Origin of the sequence: Photobacterium sp. TY1-4 (assembly GCF_025398175.1) — a bacterium.
GTDB lineage: Bacteria > Pseudomonadota > Gammaproteobacteria > Enterobacterales > Vibrionaceae > Photobacterium.
Genome location: NZ_CP099734.1, coordinates 1,916,520 through 1,936,361, shown reverse-complemented (window position 1 = coordinate 1,936,361; position 19,842 = coordinate 1,916,520). Strand labels below are relative to the sequence as shown.

Here is a 19,842-nt window from a genome sequence, read left to right as displayed (position 1 = left end):
CAGTATGAGGCTTCGTTAGCCGGAAAAACAATCAAATAAGTGCCGATAGGCGAGGCGGGGTGGAGCAACATCACGTATAATGCGCCGCCTACAACCGATAATGATGGGCTGCAACGGTTGTCAGCGGCCTGACAGGCGGGTTGCCTGGTTCGTTTTTATTTACCCAGAGAGTGTCGAACAGATGATTAAAATTGGACAATACAACACGTTAGAGGTCGTCAAACAGGTAGATTTTGGCGTATTCCTTGATGGTGGTGAAGACTTTGGCAATATTCTGTTGCCGAAATCAGATGTCCCGGCCGGCACAGAGCTGGGTGATGAACTCGAAGTCTTTATTTATTTTGATTCTGAAGATGACGTGATTGCCACCACGGAGCGTCCGCTGGCGCAGGTGGGTGATTTTGCATTGCTGCGCGTGGTGGGGATCTGTGGTGTCGGTGCTTTCGTCGATTGGGGCCTGAAAAAAGATTTGCTGGTCCCGTTCAGTGAGCAGCGCCGTCGTCTGGAAGAGGGTCAGGACATCATGGTTCGCATCTATACCGACAAAGCGTCCGGCCGGATTGTTGGTTCGACCAAGTTCAACCGTTTCCTGGATAAAACCCCGGCACGCTACCAGGTTGGCCAGGAAGTGCAGGTACAAATCGCGGAAGTGAGCGACCTGGGGTACAAGGCGGTGATCGAAGATGAGCACTGGGGATTACTTTTCCGCACGGAATCCTTCGGTAAACTGTTCCCGGGGAAAAAACTCAAAGCTTTTATCAAGGAAATTCGTCCGGACGGGAAGATCAACCTATCTCTGCAAAAAGCCGGTCGGGCAAAAGTGGATGATCTGGCGGATAAGATCCTGACCACGCTGGAACGCAAGGGTGGTTTTATCCCGCTTAGTGACAAATCGTCTCCGGAAGCGATTTTTAAAGAGTTCCGCACCAGCAAGGCCACGTTCAAGAAAACCATTGGTGGTTTGTATAAGAAAGGGCTGATCCTCATTGAGCGTGACGGGATCCGTCTTAACGACAACTAATTTCGGTGCTTCAAAGTTTGGTGTGATGCCATCCAGCGCACCATTCCGTGCCCCTATAAAATACAAAGCCGGTCAGATGACCGGCTTTGTTGTTTTTGAATCTGACGCTGGCAGAACGCTCTGTTGCACCGGATTATCTGCACACCGGACAAGACGGTTGCTTGCTCAGCTTCATCTCCCGCCAGCTCATGGTCATGGCATCCAGCATCAGGATTTTACCGTTCAGCGGCTGGCCCATACCGGCAACCACTTTGATCGCCTCCATCGCCTGCACCGCACCGACAATCCCAACTACCGGCGACATGATCCCGGCTTCCACGCAGCTCAGGGCCTGCTGTCCGAACAGGGCGCTGAGGCACTGATAGCAGGGCTCGTCATCCTGATAGGTATAGACACTGATTTGCCCTTCCATCCGAATCGCCGCGCCTGAGATCAGGGGCGTGCGACTCTGGTGGCACAAGCGGTTGAGCTGGTTGCGGGTCTCGACATTGTCGCTGCAATCGAGCACCAGGCTATGCTGCGCGATCAGCGACAGCAGCTCGCTGTCATCAAGACGGCGGGCCAGGGTGTCGACCTGAGTATTGGGGTTGATGGTTTGCAGCGCTTGTTTGGCCGAATCCACCTTGAGCAGGCCGACTGTTGCATCGCTGTGCAGCACCTGGCGTTGCAGGTTCGAAACTTCAACGGTGTCGTCATCAATCAAGGTCAGCTTGCCGACCCCGGCAGCAGCCAGGTACTGCGTTGACGCACAGCCGAGGCCGCCTGCACCGAGGATCAGCATAGATGACGCCTTCAGGGCTTCCTGGCCGTCAAAATCGAACTGGCGCAGGATGATCTGGCGGTTGTAACGCAGCATTTCTGCGTCGCTAAGTTCTACCACGGGTTATTCCTGTTCATTCTCACTGGGCAGTTGAAGATGGGGGCATCAGTACATCGTCTGGTTGAACAGCTCGATGGTGACGGTTTCCCCCGGCTCAACCCGGCCGCGCTCGCGCTCTAGAATCACAAAGCAGTTGGCCAGATGCATGGAGCTGAAAGCGCCGGAGCCCTGATTGCCGGTGGTGGCGACTTCAAATTGCCCGTCCGCACCGATTTGGTAAATCCCACGTTGGAAATCCGTCCGGCCCGGCTGCTTTTTAAAGGCGGTGGTGGCCTTGGCTTTCAGACGCTGCGGTGGCTGATACTGGCTGTGTCCGGCCAGTTTTGCCAGCATCGGCTGCACCAGCTGGTACAGGGTCAGCATGGCAGAGACCGGGTTGCCCGGCAGACCGCAGAACCAGGTGTTGCCGATGGTGCCAAAGGCAAACGGCTTGCCCGGTTTCATCGCAATTTTCCAGAAACCGATTTCGCCTTGCTCATCGAGGATCGTCTTGGTGTAGTCCGCTTCGCCGACACTGACGCCGCCGGAGGTGATCAACACGTCGGCTTGCGTTGCCTGCTGGAATGCAGCGCGCAGTTTTTCCGGTTCATCCGGGATGATCCCAAGATCCATCACCTCGCAGCCGAATTTCTCCAGCAGGGCACGAATGCCGTACCGGTTACTGTCGTAGATTTGACCGGCTTCGAGTGGCTCGCCAACCGGGCGCAGCTCGTCACCGGTTGAGAAAAAGGCCACGCACGGACGCTGATAAACGGGCACAGTGGCAATCCCCAGAGAGGCCAGCAGCGGCATTTCGCGGGCAGTCAGGCGGTGACCTTTGGCGACGACCACATCGCCCTGGCAGACATCATCGCCAATCGGGCGGATATTCTGTTGTGCTTTCGGTCGGGCCAGAAAGCGGATTTGATCGCCATCGGCTTCGGTTTCTTCCTGCATCACCACAGTGTCGACACCGGCCGGAATTTCTGCACCGGTCATGATGCGCACACACTGGCCTTCGTCGCAACGTCCGTCGAACGGGGCCCCGGCAAAGGATTTGCCGACCTGGGTCAGGGTGTCGGTGTGTTCGAGATCGGCACAGCGCAGGGCATACCCATCCATGGCTGAGTTTGCGAAAGGCGGAACATTGATTGGTGAACAAATGTCTTCAGCCAGCACCAGTCCAATGGCATCGGCCAGTGCAACCGTGTGGGTTTTCGTTAAAGGTTTGACCTCTGCCAAGATTTTGGTCAGGGCATCTTCTACAGGCATCAGGCCTGGCACATCACAACATCCCATAAAGTGTACCTGTTTGTCGTCAACGGCTTATACATATTTGGCGTGGAAGCCATTATGACAAAAAAACAGGGGCATCACTAATCTGTCTGTGGCAACGCGGGCAGAATACCCCCTTTGTGATAGAGCGGCCAGTGGGGCATCGCGCGGAATCGCATGTGAAGGGGTTAAACGGCATGAAGAATGTGAGCAGACATGAAGTAGGCGAGAAAGCTTGAAGTAGATAAGAAAGCTCGAAGTCCGTGATAAAGCGAGAAGTTGTGACAGGACGCCGAGGATCCCAGGTCCCACCTTGACGCTTCGCGGCTTTCGCCGTTGAATCATCATATCGTTTGATATGGATTGTGATGATGCACTTTCAAGATCCCTTAAGTCAGTTTATCCATCATCTTTCGCCACAGGTGGAAGTGTTCGCCCAGGTCGGGCTGCGCGAGCCGTGGGGAATGGCTGAAACCCAGCTCGATTGCGGGGCGTTCAGCTACCTGCGTTCGGGCCGCTGCGTGGTGGAAGTGGAGGGGCAGGCGCCGATCCACCTGCGAGCAGGACAACTGATCCTGCTGCCCTATGGCTGTGCGCACCGCATCATGAGTGAGCCCGGTGTGCCTTGTCTGTCGGTCAGCGCGCTGTTTGAGCATCAGACGCCGGAAGCGATCCGGCAGATGAACATTGGCGGGGATGGCGCACCGTGTCAGCTGATGTGCGGCAATATCCGCTTTTCCATGGTGCAGCACTGGGGGCAGGATCCCAAAATTGGCGGGATGCCGAATACCATCGTGGTTGATATTGATCCCGGGGATCGGCTGGAGAATTATCTGACCTGGATTTACCAGGAAAACCTGGACCGGGAAGCCGGCCATGATCTGGCCATGAAGCACTTGCTGGAGCTGTTTTTTCTCGAGATGTTACGGGGGCTGAATACACTGGCCATTAACCCGAGCTGGCTACGTGCGCTGCACGATCGCCATCTGGCGTCCGTGATTCTGGCGATCCAGAATAATTTTGCCCGGGACTGGACGGTGGAAGAACTGGCGAGTCTTGCCGCGTTGTCGCGCTCGTCGTTTGCCGAACGGTTTAAACGGATCGCCGGGACGGCGCCGCTTCAGTTTTTACGGCAGTGGCGCTGCTTTATTGCCGCCGAACGTCTGGTGACAACCACTGACTCGGTCCAGCAAATTGCGCAGTACTGCGGCTTTCAGTCCAGCGATGTACTGATCCGAAACTTTAAGCAATTTCACCAGACCACACCCAAGCAATACCGGTTGGGAGAGCAGGGAAGCCGTGCCGAAAAATCGACGATTCATCCGGCGCTATCGATGATCAGTCGGTAAGTTCAGCCGATGTCTTTTCCTGACAGGTTATTGTCCGTAAGTTGATGGAAAACAACGTCAGGGAGAGAGTCATGAGTCAAATCACAACCGTTTTTCTAACCGGGGCGACCGGCAATATCGGCAGTGCGGTGGCCGAAGCGCTGCTGAATCATGAATACCGGGTCCTTGCCTTGTGTCGTTCTTCGGCCAGTGCGCAGCAGGCGGCCGCCGCTGGGTGTTTGCCGGTCAAGGGCAACATGTCGGAACCTGAAATCTGGTCGGCGCATCTTGAACAGGTTGATGCCGTGATCCATACCGCCTGCAGCTTTGAGGAAAGCATGGCAGCTGAAGATCGTCGCTTTGTGCAGGCATTAGCCTCGCATGCAAAAACGCGGAAAACCCCTTTAATCGTGCTCTATACCAACGGTTGCTGGACTTACGGCAATCATGAGCAGGTGATCACCGAACACTCTGAGCGCCAGTCCATTGAGGCGTTTCAATGGATGAATGACAACGGGGCGTGGCTGGCAGCGCAGCCGAATGTCGATCTGCGGATTGTCACTCCGGCCAATGTGATTCGCGCCGAAGAGCAATATGTTCCGCCCATTATGCTGATGGAGCTGGAACGCAACGGGCAGCCGACGGTCCCTACGTCGCTGTCACTGACCTGGTCGCTGGTGGAGCGGCAGAATCTGGCTGAATTGTATCGGCTGGTGCTGGAAAAAGGTGCGCCAGGGGAAGAATATATCGGCGTCGGCGATCCGGCGGTGAGTGTGGCAACCCTGGCTCAATCGCTCGCAGCAGGACCCATTTTGACCCATGCCGAGGTACAGTGGCGTGCGATTTATGGGGGCTGGACCGAGGGATATGGATTAAAGCAGGTTTTTTCCAGCCAAAAGGCAGAAGCAACACTCGGCTGGATACCCAAACGGATTTATGCCGACCGGGAGGCGTTCGCATGATCACGCCAATCATCATTCTCCTGCTGCTGACCGGCCCGATGCTGATTGCCGGATTATTGGGCCGGAGACAGCGTCAGCATCCGGCTCAGTCCTCGGCTCAGAGCCTGGCCTTGGCCCGGCAACAGCAGGCCTTTTGGGGGTTAAGCCTAGCTTTTATCTTTTTTGCCATCGGTCACGGGGTGGAAACACAAGGCATGGTTGCGATGCTGCCCCCCTGGTTGCCGGTGCGACTTGAACTGGTGTATGCCACGGGACTCCTGGAGCTGGTCATCGCGGCCGGGTTATTGATCCCGCGGTTTCGGATCCGGACAGCGCAACTGGCGATTGGGGTGTTTGTGATCTTTTTCCCTGCCAACATCTATGCGGCAATGCATCAGGTCGGATTAGGCGGCCATCAGTGGGGGCCGGTCTACTTACTGCTCCGCGCGCCCCTGCAATGTATTTTGATCGCCTGGGCATATTATTTCTGCCTCAAGCCGATTCCGGTGCGAGAACAGAGAAAACACTCATATTAATGTGGGTTTCTCTGATTTCCCCTGCGCTCTGGCGCGATCCGCTATCTTTTCCTCATCAACAGGGGAGAAATAAATGCTCAGGCTGGTGCCGCACGGGCCCGGAATAGCCATTTCGCAATTACGTAGTGTATTTTGCGGCGATTACAGGTATCCTTCGGGCTTGATTATCGCTGGCTGCTGATATTTAGGCACTGATACTGCATTACGCCTGGGCCAGTTGGAGGGGAAAGAATGACGGCATTAAGTGAATCTGCATTAAAGGTGCGTAACGCACTGGAAGCGCGCGGGCTTGAAACACCGATGACCGACCGGGTGGTCAGCCGCGAAGAAAAGAAAGAGCAAATTGAATACCATATGCGTGAAATCCTCGGGCTGCTGTCGCTGGATTTAACCGATGACAGCTTGATGGAAACGCCACATCGAATTGCAAAAATGTATGTGGATGAAATCTTCTCCGGCCTGGATTACGCAAACTTCCCGAAGATCACCGTCATTGAAAACAAGATGAACTGTGATGAAATGGTTCGTGTGAAAGATATCACCCTCACCAGTACCTGTGAGCATCACCTGGTCACGATCGACGGTAAAGCAACCGTGGCGTATATCCCACGCGGCAAAATTATCGGCTTGTCCAAGATTAACCGGATAGTCCGCTTCTTTGCGCAGCGCCCGCAGGTGCAGGAGCGTATGACGCAGCAGATCCTGGTGGCTCTGCAAACGTTGCTGGAGAGCGACGATGTTGCGGTCACCATGGACGCGACACACTATTGCGTAAAAGCGCGTGGGGTGATGGATGCGACCAGCACAACAACGACGACTGCGTTGGGCGGGATCTTCAAGCGCAACCCGGCAACCCGCGCGGAGTTTCTGAACGGTTTGCGTTAATAGCCATTTTTTACAATTTGAAAGGCCGGCTGATCGATCAGCCGGCCTTTTTTATTTTCAGACGCTATGTGTGAATACTTCCTGACTGTGATTTGGATTATTTATCCGGTCAGTGAACGCTGATGGGTAAACCAAATCAACGAACCGTATTTACTAAAAAAGTATGAAATAATTTCTGGGTTGGCGAAGGGCTATATATTTCTGATGATTTGAAAACAGTGGCTTAAAAGTAATTTTGGTATTTATTTGTCATCTTGTTACTTTGTTGACTAAATATTAAATATCGCTGGGTAATGAAGGATATTTATTCCGGCGATATAAAATCAATAGCCATCATGGATTGAGAGCATTAATAGTCTTCTTCCTGAATAAGGATTGTTAATAATGTTCGAAGTAAGCCGTACCTTGTATGCCGCGTTGAAATTCGGTGTGATGTCTTCTATTTCAGCTGCCGTTGCTTTCTCTTCCGGCAGTGTGCAGGCGGAAGCACGGTTAGGGCTGGCGCCGCTGGCAAGCTACCAGGCGGTCAGTCAGCAAAGTTTATGCCCGCATCGCTCAGAGAAGGTTTGTTTCCCCGAATTATTGGAGCAGGTGTACGCAGCCAATCATTATTATCCGATTTGGATGCATCAGACATTGCGCGATGAGTTATTTTTGCAATTAAAATCTCTGGCTTATGCCGAGTTAGTTCCCGGGTTAATGTTGCGGATTGCCGAACTGGATCAGTTGAAACACGAACAGGATCAACGCGCTTTCGATATTCTGGCCACGGATACTTTTTTAGTCTATAAATCCGCAATTCAACAGGTCGAGTCAAAGCCCAGCCGGCTATTTGTTCATCAGAGTTTCCCTTTGATGGCTCAGACGGCTGAAACATCGACGCTGACTCAGCTGCCATTGCAATTGGCTGATGAATTGTACCAGCTTCGTCCCCAGGTCAAACGGTTGGCAAACGCCGTCGTGCTGGCAGAAAAGTTCCGCACCCTCTCGCCTCATGAACTGGCATTCCCCGGCCGGGGATTCATTAAGGAACATCAAGTGATCCCGAATGGGCATCAGTTGTTGGATGTCCTGTTGCAGTATGGGGATATCAGTCAGCTTGATTATACGCTGCTGGAAGAGCAAAGCACGATCACCAACAGCGGTGAGGTGCACCATGCAGTTCAAGCTTTTCAGCGCCGCAACGGCTTAGTCGATGATGGGATCATCGGCCCGGCGACCGCACACCAACTGACGTTGCCCTATACGGAGGTTGCACGGGTGATTGCGCTGAACCTGCAACGCAGCCGCTTTGGTTCGCAAGGCACGGATCGACCGCGCATTGAGGTCAATATCCCTGATTACATGCTGCGGGTTACCCGTGATGAGCAGTTGCTGTTTGAGTCGAAAGTAATTGTCGGGCGCAGTAGCCGGCCAACGTATCTGTTTTCTTCCTCGCTCAATACCATGGTCGTGAACCCATACTGGAATGTGCCGACGACCATTAAACAGGAAGATGTGATCCCGAGTGTGAAAGTTTCGCCGAGCTATCTGGCCGAGCGGAATATACGGATTGTCCGCAGCTGGCGTGACCGCAGTGAAATTGCGCCGGAGCAAATTGAATGGAGTACGGTTGATCCGGAAACTTTCCCCTATGAGTTTCAGCAGGGACCCGGACCGCGAAACGCCCTGGGCCGGGTGAAGTTCCTGATGCCCAATGACTACTCGGTCTTTCTGCACGACACCCCGGCCCGTGGCCTGTTTCAGCAGCATAAGCGTAGTTTCAGCTCCGGCTGCGTCCGGGTCGAAAAAGCCGATGAGCTGGCGGAATTCTTGCTCGATTACCAGGCCCGCCCGGGGATCCCGCCATACCGGACCCTGGTTCACGATGAAGCGCAGGATACGATTAGCCTGGCAAAACGGGTCGATGTGGATTTTACCTATGTGACGGCCTGGCTGGACGAGCATCAGCAGTTGCAAATGCGTGAAGATATTTACGGCTATGACCGGCCGGGTGCCAAACCGGTTGAGCCGCAATATATAACTCTGAAAGATTTCAGTTACTGAGCCTGTGAAGGCCGCCAATTGCCCGGTCCGGATCACACCGGATCGGGCTTTTTGGTGTTGGTAAATGAATTATTTATGTCAGCGCGCGGGGATCATCAATTGTTCACAGGATAGATTTAAATTAGCACCTCTAATTTGGTCTATACCAAGGTGAATCATGAACAAGAACCACCAGGCATTCCAGCCGTACTGGTTTGCCCAAGCGATGAAAGCGGAATCGCCGACGACGGCAAAAGTCCTCACACACGATATCCAAACCGATGTCTGTATTGTTGGCGGGGGCTTTACCGGGCTCTGGACAGCAATCAACCTGAAACAACAGCAACCGTCGCTGGATGTCGTGGTGATCGAAAAGGGGCTCTGCGGCAGCGGGGCATCAGGCAGGAACGGCGGCTGTATGCTGACCTGGTCGACCAAGTACCTGTCGATGAGAAAACTCTTCGGCGAAGAAGAAGCGGTCCGGTTGGTCCAGTCGTCTGAGCAGGCGGTTTATGAGATTGAATCGTTTTGCCACACCCATGGGATTGATGCCCAGCTCAGGCGTCACGGCGCGCTGTATACCGCCACTAATGCCGCGCAGGAAGGCTGTCTGGATCCGGTATTGCAGGCACTGGATGCACAGGAAATCAATAGCTGGCAGCAGTGGGAAGCCGATCAGGTTCAGCAGGCCGCGGGCTCAACGCTGCATCGGGAAGGGGTCTTTTCTCCGGCTGCCGGCAGTGTGCAACCGGCGCTGCTGGCGCGGGGCCTGAAGCGGGTAGCGGAGCAATTGGGGGTGGCCGTGTATGAGCACACCCCGATGGAAGATATCAATACCGATGCGCCGATTACTGTTACGACACCGCAGGCTGATATTTTTGCCGGCAAGGTGGTGCTGGCGCTGAATGCCTGGATGGTGGAGAAGTTTCCCGAATTTCGCCGCAGTATCGTGCTGGTGTCTTCCGATATGGCGATCACCAAGCCGATCCCGGACAAGCTGGCGCAGCTTGGTCTGGCTGATGGCAAGGCGGTTGTGGATTCGCGGATTTTCGTCCATTACTACCGCACAACGCCGGATGGTCGTTTGATGCTGGGCAAGGGTGGGAATCACTTCTCATTTGCCAACCGGGTGAGCCCGTTGTTTGATCAGCCGAGCCGGTATCAGTCGTTGTTGCGCCGGGCCTTTGCCGGGTTCTTTCCATCGCTGGCAGATGAGCCGTTTGCGACGACCTGGACCGGGGCTTCGGATCGTTCGGTGACCGGGTTGCCGTTCTTTGGCCACCTGAAGCAGAACGCGAATATCGTCTATGGTCTGGGATACTCAGGCAACGGAGTGGCGCAAACCTGGATTGGCGGCCAAATCCTGGCGTCTCTGGTGTTGGAGCAGGACAACGCCTGGCGTCGTTGCGGGTTAGTCTCCGGACCGAAAGGCTATTTTCCGCCGGAGCCGGTGCGCTGGAGCGGGGCGATGCTGGTTCGTAATGCCATCCGTCGCAAAGAGGCCGCCGAAGATGCTGGCCTCAAGCCGAACTGGCTGGACCGACAATTGGCAAAATTTGCCAATGCCGCCGGGAAGGCGGATAAAGGATAACCCCGCTCAGCCGCTCAGCCGCTCAGCCGCTCAGTATCTCAGTATTGCGTTTTCGATAACAAAACCGCCAATTTTTGAAGATTGGCGGTTTTTTCATGGGTCGCAGTGGCGGGATTGTCTGAGAGATCGGCTGCCGATTGAGCTGGCGTTTAGGTCAACGTGGCCAGTGATTCGATGCAGATCGCATCATGGCGCCAGTATTCGAGGTCGCAGTCAATCAGGTTATCGTGCTGATCATAGTTCAGGCGTTCGACAAACATGGCCGGGCTGCCGGAGGTGGCACGTAATGCCTGAGCCGTATCTCCCAACAGGGAGGTCGTACTGACCCGATAGCGGGTTTTCGAGTAAATCACGTTGTACTGCTCGCGATAGGTGGTGGTCAGCGAGTTGGTGACATCGTGATCCAGCAGGTTCGGAAAATGCTGGGGCAGAACGAAGTTGGTTACCACGACAACCGGGCGCTCATCTAAAAAGCGCAGGCGGTCGATCCGGTAGACTTCCGTCAGCGGCGGCAGTTGCAGCAGAGAAGCTGCCCGACGGCTGGCCGGAACCCGCTTGGCCGAGAGGAGCTGGGAGCGCGCGACCCGGCCTTGCTCTCTCGCCATCGCCGGAAAGTTCGTGGTATAGGTGGGATCGTATTTTAAAGGCTCCGGGGAGACAAACCAGCCGCGGCGATCTTCGCGATACAGCTTGCCTTCCGCTTCCAGCAGGGCCAGAGACTCCCGCAGAGTCACCCGTGTGGTATTAAAAGATTCGGCCAGTTTACGTTCGGCCGGCAGTTTATTGCCTGCAATCAGAAGTCCGGCATCAATCTGCTCGTTGATGGCTTCCATGATTTTTAAATATTGCACGATCTACCTTTCATTCAAGTCATGCGCGGTGCGCTTGGGCATTATATCAACTTTCGGCCCGGGGCATACGGTATCGCCGCGGCGGTGCTGAAGATAACGTATCGCTTTTCAGTGATTTATTATAAAAATACCAAGCTGATTTTGGGGGCCGCACAAGCAGTTTCCCATATCTTCAGCTTGGTATTTGTTGTCAAAAGAGCCTATCTGTTTTCTATGACCATTCAATGAACAGGGGCATTGAATGGCATTGTAAGTCTCTGGTTCAGGTCAGCGTGTTCGCCAGGCCTGAGTCGAGCGTTCAATCAGGCGTCCGGCACCGACATGGGCCAGCTTCACTCCGGCTGCGGTGAGCAGGATCATGACCGCCATCGCTGCCGCCGGACCGGTTTGTCCGGCGTCGTCCATGTTCAGGACAGACACGGAAGCCGGCATGGTATCGGTGGCGTACAGGAACACGATGGCCGAGGTGGTGGTCATGGCGTTGACGAACAGGTACACCGCGATCTCCAGAATGGCCGGCGTACAGACCGGAACCGTTACTTTAAGAAACACTTTGTATTGCGGCATTTTGATCGAGGCTGAGATCGCCTCTACTTCCGCCGGCAGCTGTTTCAGTGCGGTCAGGGCGGTCATATGGCCGACCGTGTAGTAGTGGATCACAGTGTTGATCACCAGAATCGTCATGGTGCTGTACAGCACCGACATCGGGTTGGCATGGTGGTTAAAGAAGAAAATATATCCCAACCCCAAGACCATGCCGGGAACGGCCATCGGCAGAATCGCAATCATTTGCAGCAGGCTCCGGAGCGGGCCGAAGCTCCGGCCTTTCTCGATACAGTAAGCACCGATAAAAATCACCACGGTGCCGATCACGGCCACCAGGCTGGCCAGCTGAATTGAGTTGAAGTAAGGTGCCCAGCCGTAGGTACTGAACTCGGCAAAGTTGTAGTTGTTCAGGCTCAGAGTCAGATTCCACGGCCAGAACGTGACCAGCGAGCCGTAAACCGCCATTCCGATCACAGCCAGAATAGCCACCGAGATCCCGGCACAGAACAGGAAGCACAGGCCGTCCCGAATTTTGTGCGGGCTCGGGGTGTAGGCCACAGAGCGGGAATCAAACAGCCCTTGTTGTTTCTTCTGAACCCAGCGATCGGCAGCGAACGCCAGCAGGGCGGGGAGCAGAAGGATCACACTGGTGACTGCACCCATCGAGAAGTTCTGTTGCCCAACCACCTGTTTGAAAATGTCGGTTGCCAGCACATTGTATTGTCCGCCGATGACCTTCGGCACCCCGAAGTCACACACCACCAGGGTGAAGACCACGATCAGCGCACTGATCAGGCCGTATTTCGCCGCAGGCAGGGTGACGATGAAGAAGGTTTTCACCGGCGAGGTATTGAGTGCCCGGGCAGCTTCATACAGGCGTGCATCGGAGGTTTTCAGCGAGGTGTTGAGGATCATCACCGCGTGCGGAAATGTCCAGAAAATTAAGCCCAGTGCAATCCCGATTGGGCCGTAGATTGAATAACCCATCAGCCAGTCTTTAGCGATCCCCTGATTGCCGAACAGGTAGATCAGGCTGATCGCCGGCAGCAATGAAGGAGCCAGAATCGGGGCTGCGCCGATGACGGTAAACAATCCTTTAAACGGCATACAGCTTCGGGTCAGGGCGAAGGCATAGCCGAACGCCAGCAGGCCGACAGCCAGGGTGACGATAAACCCAATCCCCAGCGTGTTTTGCAGCGAGAGCCACAGGGCCGGTGAGGCAAAATACTCGGCAAAATTGGCCAGTCCGACGAAATTGCCGTCGCGGTCGAGAACACTTTTTTGCAGCATGGCTCCCAGGGGCGCCAAAACGAAAAGCGCCAGGATGATCGCAACCCCGCCGAGCACGATTGCCAGGATCAGGTTGTCACGACTAAAAGCGCTGCGGATTTGATGGAGCCGCGGCTTGCTGCGTGTCTGAGAATGGCTCATGGATGGCTCACGGGTCATTGGCGGTATTTTGGGCGCCGCAGTTGTCTTGAAGACCATAGTTACTGCCCCGCCTGAAAGATGTGTGTGTGCTTCTTCGAGAGGTTTACCCGGTGGTAATGTCCGCGTTGCAGGGCCAGGCGGCGAAGTTCACGGATCGGCACATCGACCCGAAGTGTCGGCGCATGGTGCTCTCCCTGCAATTTACATTCGGCGCGGACAAAGGTGCCCTGAAATTCCAGATCTTCAACCATGACTGGAAAACTGGCCTCGCTGGACTCACCAATATCCGCAAAATGCAGATCTTCCGGGCGCAGGCCGAGCTCAAACGTGTCACCGCGCTTGAGGAAGTCGGCCGGTTTTGGCAACAGGGTTTCCCCGATGCGGATTTGGGTATTGCTGACGACGGAGCCGGTGATGAAGTTCATGTTCCCGACAAAGTCAGCGACAAAACGCGATGCCGGTTGCTGATAAATTTCTTCCGGAGTGCCGACCTGCTCGATACTGCCGTGGTTCATCACCACAATGCGGTCGGCCATGGCCAGGGCTTCTTCCTGATCGTGGGTCACCATGATGGTGGTGATCCCCAGCTGGCGTTGCAGGCGACGGATTTCTTCCCGCAGGTGGCCGCGCACTTTTGCATCCAATGCCGACAAAGGTTCATCAAGCAGTAACAATCCTGGGGATAATGAAAGGGCCCGGGCCAGCGCGATGCGTTGCTGTTGGCCACCGGAGAGCTGGTTGGGGAACTTCACTCCGGCGTCGGGCAGGCCGATGAGATTGAGCCAGTGGTTGACGATGTCATCCACTTCTTTGATGCTTTTGCCCTGATTTCGCAGTCCCAGGCCGATGTTTTCAGCAACTGTCAGGTTCGGGAACAGGGCGTAGGACTGAAAGACAATGCCGAAATCACGTTTCTCTGGCGGCAGAAAAGTGGTGTCCTGACCGTTTTGGGTGATGGTACCGGAAGAGGCGAGATCCAAACCGGCGATGGCCCGCAGCAAGGTGGTTTTACCGCACCCGGAAGGGCCGAGGAAGCAGATGAATTCGCCTTGATGAATGTCGAGAGAGATGTCGGTCAGCGCAGTAAACTGGCCATATTGCTTGCTGAGATGTTCAATCTTCAGATAAGTCTTCATGGGAGTGCTCGATTTGTTTGGTATATACCAAACATACGCGCGGACAGTTACACTTCAATGACAGCTGTTTGACGAAATAAAGACACTCCTGGTGGTAAATTTCTGTCATCGGGTCAATACTTAACTTGACCTGAATGAACTTTTTTTACTTGGCGTGAAAAAAGATTATTGAATAGAGAGCCGCGTTTTAATCCATTCAATTTGCTACCATCCACATGAGCTTAATCTAATAAGGAATAAGTGATGGAAAGGAAAATGCTGATTCGAAATATTTCGTATATGGAACGTGAGTTGTCGGAAATGAAGAAGGAACTGGCGGTACTGGATGCGAGGTGGGAGCAGCAAGAGCAAGCGGTGCTGCCCGAAAACGAAGAGGCGACCCTGCACGAAAAGCAGCACTAGCGGGATGCAGATTGATCAATCCGAATCAACTTTGGGGACTTTTTCTTTCAAAATTTACCCTGACATCTATTCAGATTGAGATACAAAAAGAGTGATGGCGGTTCACCATCACTCTTTCTTGTTTCTTGTGCTCACGTCACACCGGTTTTACTGACCCTTACGAGCGTGGCTCAGATTTGGCGTCAAACTTGGCAGACCAGGTTTTCAGCACGTCCTGACGACTGACCGCCATTTTCGAGAAATCCATTTTCACCATGGCACTTTCGACATCCGGATAGTTTTTCACCGGCTTGTTAACCGCTTTGTGGCCGACTACCGGGTAGAAGGCGTTGTACAAATGATTGGCTTCTTTCGACAATGACCAGTCAACCAGGCGCTTCGCCGCATCCGATTTAGTGTTCACCAGGCCCACAGCTTCCGATTCCCAGCCCACACCGCCGGTCGGCATGATGATATCAATCGGTGCGCCCTGGGTTTTCAGTTTCGCGCCACGGATCGCCATGGAAATACCGATCGCCACTTCACCCATCCCGGCCTGAACACAAGGCTTGGAGCCCGAGTGAGTATAGTGGGCAATATTCTTATCCAGTTTTTCCATGTAGTCCCAGGCCGCATCGTCACCCATCGACTGCATCCAGGCGGAAACCTGCATATAGCCGGTGCCGGAAGAGGCCGGGTTCGGCATGGCGATATGGCCTTTATAGACAGGTTTCAGCAGATCCTGCCAGCTTTCCGGTTTCGGCAGCCCCTGTGCTTTGGCAACCATTTCGTTAAAGCAGACCGCGTTGAAGAAGGCGTCGTTGCCGAACCAGGCTTTGTCCTGCTCCGGGTCAATCAGATTCGGGCGGATTTGATCCAGACCGGCTGGCGTATAAGGCTTCAGGATCCCTTCATCTTTCAGCAGGGCCATTGAAGAGCCAGCCAGGCCCCAAACCACATCGGCGCGCGGGTTGGCTTTTTCAGCCAACAGCTTGGCGGTCATGATCCCGGTTGAGTCACGAACCCATTTGATTTTGATATCCGGATTGGCTTTTTCAAATCCATTTTTGAACTTGGCCAGCATGTCTGTTTCGTAGGCGGTGTAAACCGTCAGTTCCTCAGCGGCAAACGCCGAGGTCGCAGATAGGGCGGCAATCGCAGTCAGAGGCGCAATCATCCAACGGTGCTTCATTGTTCATTCTCCATGAGTATTTTTGGTATGTACCAGATTGGTTCGACATGGAAGATGCTAGGGAGCAATTATGACAATTCAATGATTTTCAGATGTCAGTTTGCTAACAGTTATGTGAGTTGTTAATTGCGACATGCTGTTCATGTTTGGGTCATTCACTGCCGTTTATGAAAGTTTTATTAAGTCTACGGTGGGGGGATTTACAGCAATTCACTTGGCTCGCTATAGTTTTTGTCAAATTGGTATAGTCCAGAATGAGAATCAAAAGATGGAAACTGTAGAAAATCAATACTTGCTGCTGACCCCGGGCCCATTATCCACCAGCCGTACCGTGCGTGAGGCGATGCTGAAAGACTGGTGTACCTGGGATGATGACTATAACAAAGGCATTGTTGAGGTGATTCGCCAGCAACTCGTTGCCTTGGCGACAGCTCAGGATGGCTATACCTGTGTGCTGATGCAGGGCAGCGGTACCGCCGCGGTGGAAGCGACGATCGGCTCGGTGATCCCGGCCGATGGCAAACTGCTGGTGATCAACAATGGGGCCTACGGCGAGCGGATCGGTCAGATTGCCCAATACCTGAATATTGCGCACCATATTGTTGAGCTGGGTGAAGTGGCGCAACCGGACATGCAGGCGCTGGAGAATATTCTGGCCGAAGACCCGGCCATTACCCACGTGGCCATGGTGCATTGCGAAACCACGACGGGCATGCTGAACCCGGTCGTACCGGTGTGTGAGTTGGTGAAAGCGCACGGCAAAGTGATGATCCTCGATGCGATGTCCAGCTTTGGCGGGATCCCGCTGGATGTTGGTGCGCTGGGGATCGACTTTCTGATCAGCTCCGCCAACAAATGCATCCAGGGCGTTCCGGGATTTGGTTTTGTCCTGGCCAAACAAGCGGAGCTGGAACAATGTCAGGGCCGTGCCCGTTCGCTGACGCTGGATCTGTATGATCAGTGGCAGTGCATGGAAAAAAATCACGGAAAATGGCGCTTCACATCACCGACCCATACTGTACGTGCTTTTCACCAGGCACTGCAGGAACTGTTGGCGGAAGGGGGCGTGGAAGCCCGTTATGCGCGTTATCACAGCAATCAGCAAATTCTGGTCGATGGGATGGAACGTTTGGGGTTCCGCTGTCTGCTTGATAAATCGCTACACTCACCGATTATTACGTCATTTTATTCACCGGCGCATCCGGACTATGACTTCAAAACCTTTTATCACCTGCTGAAAGAAAAGGGCTTCGTGATTTATCCGGGGAAAGTCTCCAATGCAGACTGCTTCCGGATCGGCAATATCGGCGAAGTTTACAACCAGGATATCCATCGCCTGATTGATGCCATTGGCACCGCCATGTATTGGCAGCATGATGCTGAGAGCAGCATTGCAGCCGGGACGCAGGAGCCTCAGGCATGAGTTTTTTGCCGATGAACGAGCCCGACCGACCGGGCTTGTCCGAGCAATCCCTGCGCAGCGAAGGGGATACCAATACCTCCCTGGCGCGCGCGGCCTGGAACCAGACCATTGCTGATGAAAATACCCGTGCCATGCTGGTTGAGGACAGCCGTTATTTTCTCCACCAAGCAATGTCGACTCCGTGTCTGGATGCGCTGGTGGGCGCGCAGGGGATCTATCTCGAAGATGCGGCCGGCAAGCGCTATATGGACTTTCACGGCAACAACGTCCATCAGCTGGGCTACGGTCATCCGCATGTGGTTGAACGGGTGCAGCAACAGTTGGCCACTTTGCCCTTCGCTCCGCGGCGCTTTACCAATCAGACGGCGATCGATTGTGCCCGCCGTTTAACCGAAATTGCCGGAGGGGAGCTGAACCGGGTGTTGTTTGCGCCGGGAGGCACGTCAGTGATTGGCATGGCGCTCAAGCTGGCGCGTTTTGTCACTGGTAATGCCAAGGTGGTGTCGCTGTGGGATTCGTTTCATGGCGCCTCAATGGATGCGATTTCGGTCGGCGGCGAAGCCTGTTTCCGTGAGGGGATGGGGCCGTTGATGGCCGGGGTGGAGCGGATCCCACCGGCTGTCAGCTATCGCGGAGCCTTGCCTTCCCCGGACGGCAGCGATGTTCACTACGCCGACTATCTTGAGTATGTGATTGAAAAAGAAGGCGGGATCGGCGCGTTTATCGCCGAAGGTATTCGCAATACAGACGTTCAGGTGCCCAGCCGGGCTTATTGGCAGCGGGTACGGGAGATTTGCGATCGGCACAATGTGCTGCTGATCATGGATGATATTCCCAATGGCATGGGACGCACCGGCCATTGGTTTACCCACCAGGCGTTCGGTATTGAGCCCGATATTCTGTGTATCGGTAAAGGCCTGGGCGGCGGAGTCGTCCCGCTGGCTGCGCTGCTGACCAAAGATCGATACAACACTGCTTCACAGGTTTCACTGGGACATTACACCCACGAGAAAAGCCCGGTTTGTTGCGCTGCCGCGCTGGCGACGATTGAGGTGATTGAGCAGGAGTGCCTGCTCGATAAGGTCAAAGCCGATGAGATGTATGTCCGCGAGCGGTTGATGCACATGCAAGAGAAATTCTCCCTGATCGGTGATGTGCGTGGCATGGGTCTGTTGTGGGGGATTGAGCTGGTCACTGATCGGGACACGAAAGAACGCGCTTTAGCGGCTGCCGAGCAGGTGATGTATCGCTGTCTGGCGCTGGGGCTGAGCTTTAAGGTGTCACAGGGTAACGTCTTACAGCTAAGTCCTCCTCTGATTATCAGTCGCGACGCCCTTGCCCGGGCGTTGGATATCGTCGAGCAGGCAATTGGTGAAGCCGACGCTGCCAGAAACTAATTTGAACCACAACAACAATGACTCGGGTGTGCCGGTTAGCGCAGACGCAGAACGTGGCACATCTTTACGAAGGATGAGGAGACATCAGATGCAACATTTACAAGCGGTTATGTTTGACTGGGCCGGCACTGTGGTCGATTTCGGCTCTTTTGCCCCGACCACCATTTTTGTCGAAGCATTTAAGCGCGAATATGATTTTGCGATCAGCCTGGAAGAAGCCCGGGTTCCGATGGGTCTGGGTAAGTGGGATCATATCAAAGCTGTGGGCGAACTGCCGGAAGTCGCGGCGCGCTGGGAAACCAAATTTGGTCGCCCGATGCAAAACGAAGACATTGATAAAATCTACCAGACTTTCATGCCGCTGCAGGTGAAGAAAGTCGGCGAGCATGCGGATTTGATCCCCGGAGCGAAAGCCGTGATCGATGGCTTACGCGCGCAGGGGCTGAAAATCGGCTCATGTACCGGTTATCCGCGTGTGGTGCTGGATGCGTTGCTCCCGGCAGCCAAAGCCAATGGTTACAGCCCGGATTGTGCGGTTGCCACCGATGATCTGAAAGCGGGTGGCCGCCCGGCGCCTTATATGTTGCTGCAAAACATGCTGGAACTGGCGGTGAGCGATGTGAAAGCCTGTGTGAAAGTGGACGACTCGGTGCCGGGGATCACGGAAGGCTTGAATGCCGGGATGTGGACGGTTGCCTTGCTGCTGTCTGGCAATGAAGCGGGCCTGACCCAGGCTGAGTTTGAAGTGGCGGATGAAGCAACGCTGGCGGCGGCTCGGGTGAAAGCACAGGATGCCTTTGCGCACTCGGGTGCTCATTACCAGATTGATACCATTGCGGATTTGCCTGCGGTTATTGCCGACATTGAGCAACGTCTGGCAAACGGTGAACGCCCGTAAAAGACCTGTGATTTCATCTCAATACTGAGCATTCCCGACTAGACTCAAAAAGCCTTTGCATGATGATGGTGCAAAGGCTTTTTTGTTTTCTGGCCGGGACGGATGAAGTTGGTGCATCTGCGCGGG

Annotated in this window: 17 protein-coding genes; 11 read left to right on the top strand and 6 right to left on the bottom strand. The window is 54.4% G+C overall.

Annotation, left to right across the window (positions count from 1 at the left end):
* Window positions 1-181: 181 nt before the first annotated feature.
* Complete coding sequence (locus NH461_RS09200; protein WP_261600073.1) at window positions 182-1,021, top strand: S1 RNA-binding domain-containing protein; 840 nt, start codon at window positions 182-184, stop codon at window positions 1,019-1,021.
* A 133-nt stretch (window positions 1,022-1,154) separates the two neighbouring features.
* Here NH461_RS09200 and moeB read toward each other — a convergent pair whose 3' ends face one another.
* Window positions 1,155-1,901 (bottom strand): molybdopterin-synthase adenylyltransferase MoeB, encoded by a 747-nt coding sequence (gene moeB, locus NH461_RS09195; protein ID WP_261600072.1) that lies wholly within the window; start codon window positions 1,899-1,901, stop codon window positions 1,155-1,157.
* A gap of 45 nt (window positions 1,902-1,946) precedes the next feature.
* Window positions 1,947-3,179, bottom strand: coding sequence for a molybdopterin molybdotransferase MoeA (gene moeA, locus NH461_RS09190; RefSeq protein WP_261600071.1), 1,233 nt, complete (start codon window positions 3,177-3,179; stop codon window positions 1,947-1,949).
* 344 nt (window positions 3,180-3,523) lie between these two features.
* Between moeA and NH461_RS09185 the strand changes: the two genes are divergently transcribed.
* From NH461_RS09185 to NH461_RS09160, 6 genes are all read left to right on the top strand, one after another.
* Window positions 3,524-4,504 (top strand): AraC family transcriptional regulator, encoded by a 981-nt coding sequence (locus NH461_RS09185; protein ID WP_261600070.1) that lies wholly within the window; start codon window positions 3,524-3,526, stop codon window positions 4,502-4,504.
* 71 nt (window positions 4,505-4,575) lie between these two features.
* The gene (locus NH461_RS09180; protein WP_261600069.1) at window positions 4,576-5,445 is read left to right on the top strand and encodes an NAD(P)H-binding protein; all 870 of its coding nucleotides are present in this window, start codon (window positions 4,576-4,578) and stop codon (window positions 5,443-5,445) included.
* Entirely contained in the window at window positions 5,442-5,960 is a 519-nt protein-coding gene (locus NH461_RS09175; RefSeq protein WP_261600068.1) for a hypothetical protein, read from the top strand. The genes NH461_RS09180 and NH461_RS09175 overlap by 4 nt, the downstream gene beginning before the upstream one ends.
* A gap of 231 nt (window positions 5,961-6,191) precedes the next feature.
* Window positions 6,192-6,845 (top strand): GTP cyclohydrolase I FolE, encoded by a 654-nt coding sequence (gene folE / locus NH461_RS09170; protein ID WP_261600067.1) that lies wholly within the window; start codon window positions 6,192-6,194, stop codon window positions 6,843-6,845.
* Window positions 6,846-7,229: 384 nt separating this feature from the next.
* Window positions 7,230-8,891, top strand: a complete 1,662-nt coding sequence (locus NH461_RS09165) for a murein L,D-transpeptidase (protein WP_261600066.1) — start codon at window positions 7,230-7,232, stop codon at window positions 8,889-8,891.
* A 157-nt stretch (window positions 8,892-9,048) separates the two neighbouring features.
* Window positions 9,049-10,461 (top strand): FAD-dependent oxidoreductase, encoded by a 1,413-nt coding sequence (locus NH461_RS09160; protein WP_261600065.1) that lies wholly within the window; start codon window positions 9,049-9,051, stop codon window positions 10,459-10,461.
* A 149-nt stretch (window positions 10,462-10,610) separates the two neighbouring features.
* Here NH461_RS09160 and phnR read toward each other — a convergent pair whose 3' ends face one another.
* The 3 genes from phnR to NH461_RS09145 all read right to left on the bottom strand — a co-directional run bounded on the left by phnR (window position 10,611) and on the right by NH461_RS09145 (window position 14,425).
* Window positions 10,611-11,312, bottom strand: coding sequence for a phosphonate utilization transcriptional regulator PhnR (gene phnR, locus NH461_RS09155; protein WP_261600064.1), 702 nt, complete (start codon window positions 11,310-11,312; stop codon window positions 10,611-10,613).
* A 267-nt stretch (window positions 11,313-11,579) separates the two neighbouring features.
* Window positions 11,580-13,289, bottom strand: coding sequence for a putative 2-aminoethylphosphonate ABC transporter permease subunit (locus NH461_RS09150; protein ID WP_261600063.1), 1,710 nt, complete (start codon window positions 13,287-13,289; stop codon window positions 11,580-11,582).
* A 59-nt stretch (window positions 13,290-13,348) separates the two neighbouring features.
* Window positions 13,349-14,425: a putative 2-aminoethylphosphonate ABC transporter ATP-binding protein gene (locus tag NH461_RS09145; RefSeq protein WP_261600062.1), complete on the bottom strand. Its 1,077-nt coding sequence runs from the start codon at window positions 14,423-14,425 to the stop codon at window positions 13,349-13,351.
* Between the two features lie 243 nt (window positions 14,426-14,668).
* On the opposite strand from NH461_RS09145, the gene NH461_RS09140 reads away from it, so the two are divergent.
* Entirely contained in the window at window positions 14,669-14,827 is a 159-nt protein-coding gene (locus tag NH461_RS09140; RefSeq protein ID WP_261600061.1) for a hypothetical protein, read from the top strand.
* A gap of 157 nt (window positions 14,828-14,984) precedes the next feature.
* Here the strand turns inward: NH461_RS09140 and NH461_RS09135 are convergent, their stop codons facing one another.
* A complete protein-coding gene (locus NH461_RS09135) occupies window positions 14,985-15,998 on the bottom strand; it encodes a putative 2-aminoethylphosphonate ABC transporter substrate-binding protein (RefSeq protein WP_261600060.1) in 1,014 nt (337 codons plus the stop codon).
* Between the two features lie 268 nt (window positions 15,999-16,266).
* Here NH461_RS09135 and phnW point away from each other — a divergent pair, with 268 nt between their 5' ends.
* The 3 genes from phnW to phnX all read left to right on the top strand — a co-directional run bounded on the left by phnW (window position 16,267) and on the right by phnX (window position 19,716).
* Window positions 16,267-17,421: a 2-aminoethylphosphonate--pyruvate transaminase gene (phnW, locus tag NH461_RS09130; protein ID WP_261600059.1), complete on the top strand. Its 1,155-nt coding sequence runs from the start codon at window positions 16,267-16,269 to the stop codon at window positions 17,419-17,421.
* The gene (locus tag NH461_RS09125) at window positions 17,418-18,818 is read left to right on the top strand and encodes an aspartate aminotransferase family protein (RefSeq protein WP_261600058.1); all 1,401 of its coding nucleotides are present in this window, start codon (window positions 17,418-17,420) and stop codon (window positions 18,816-18,818) included. The genes phnW and NH461_RS09125 overlap by 4 nt, the downstream gene beginning before the upstream one ends.
* A gap of 88 nt (window positions 18,819-18,906) precedes the next feature.
* Window positions 18,907-19,716, top strand: coding sequence for a phosphonoacetaldehyde hydrolase (phnX, locus tag NH461_RS09120; RefSeq protein ID WP_261600057.1), 810 nt, complete (start codon window positions 18,907-18,909; stop codon window positions 19,714-19,716).
* The last annotated feature ends 126 nt before the right edge of the window (window positions 19,717-19,842 follow it).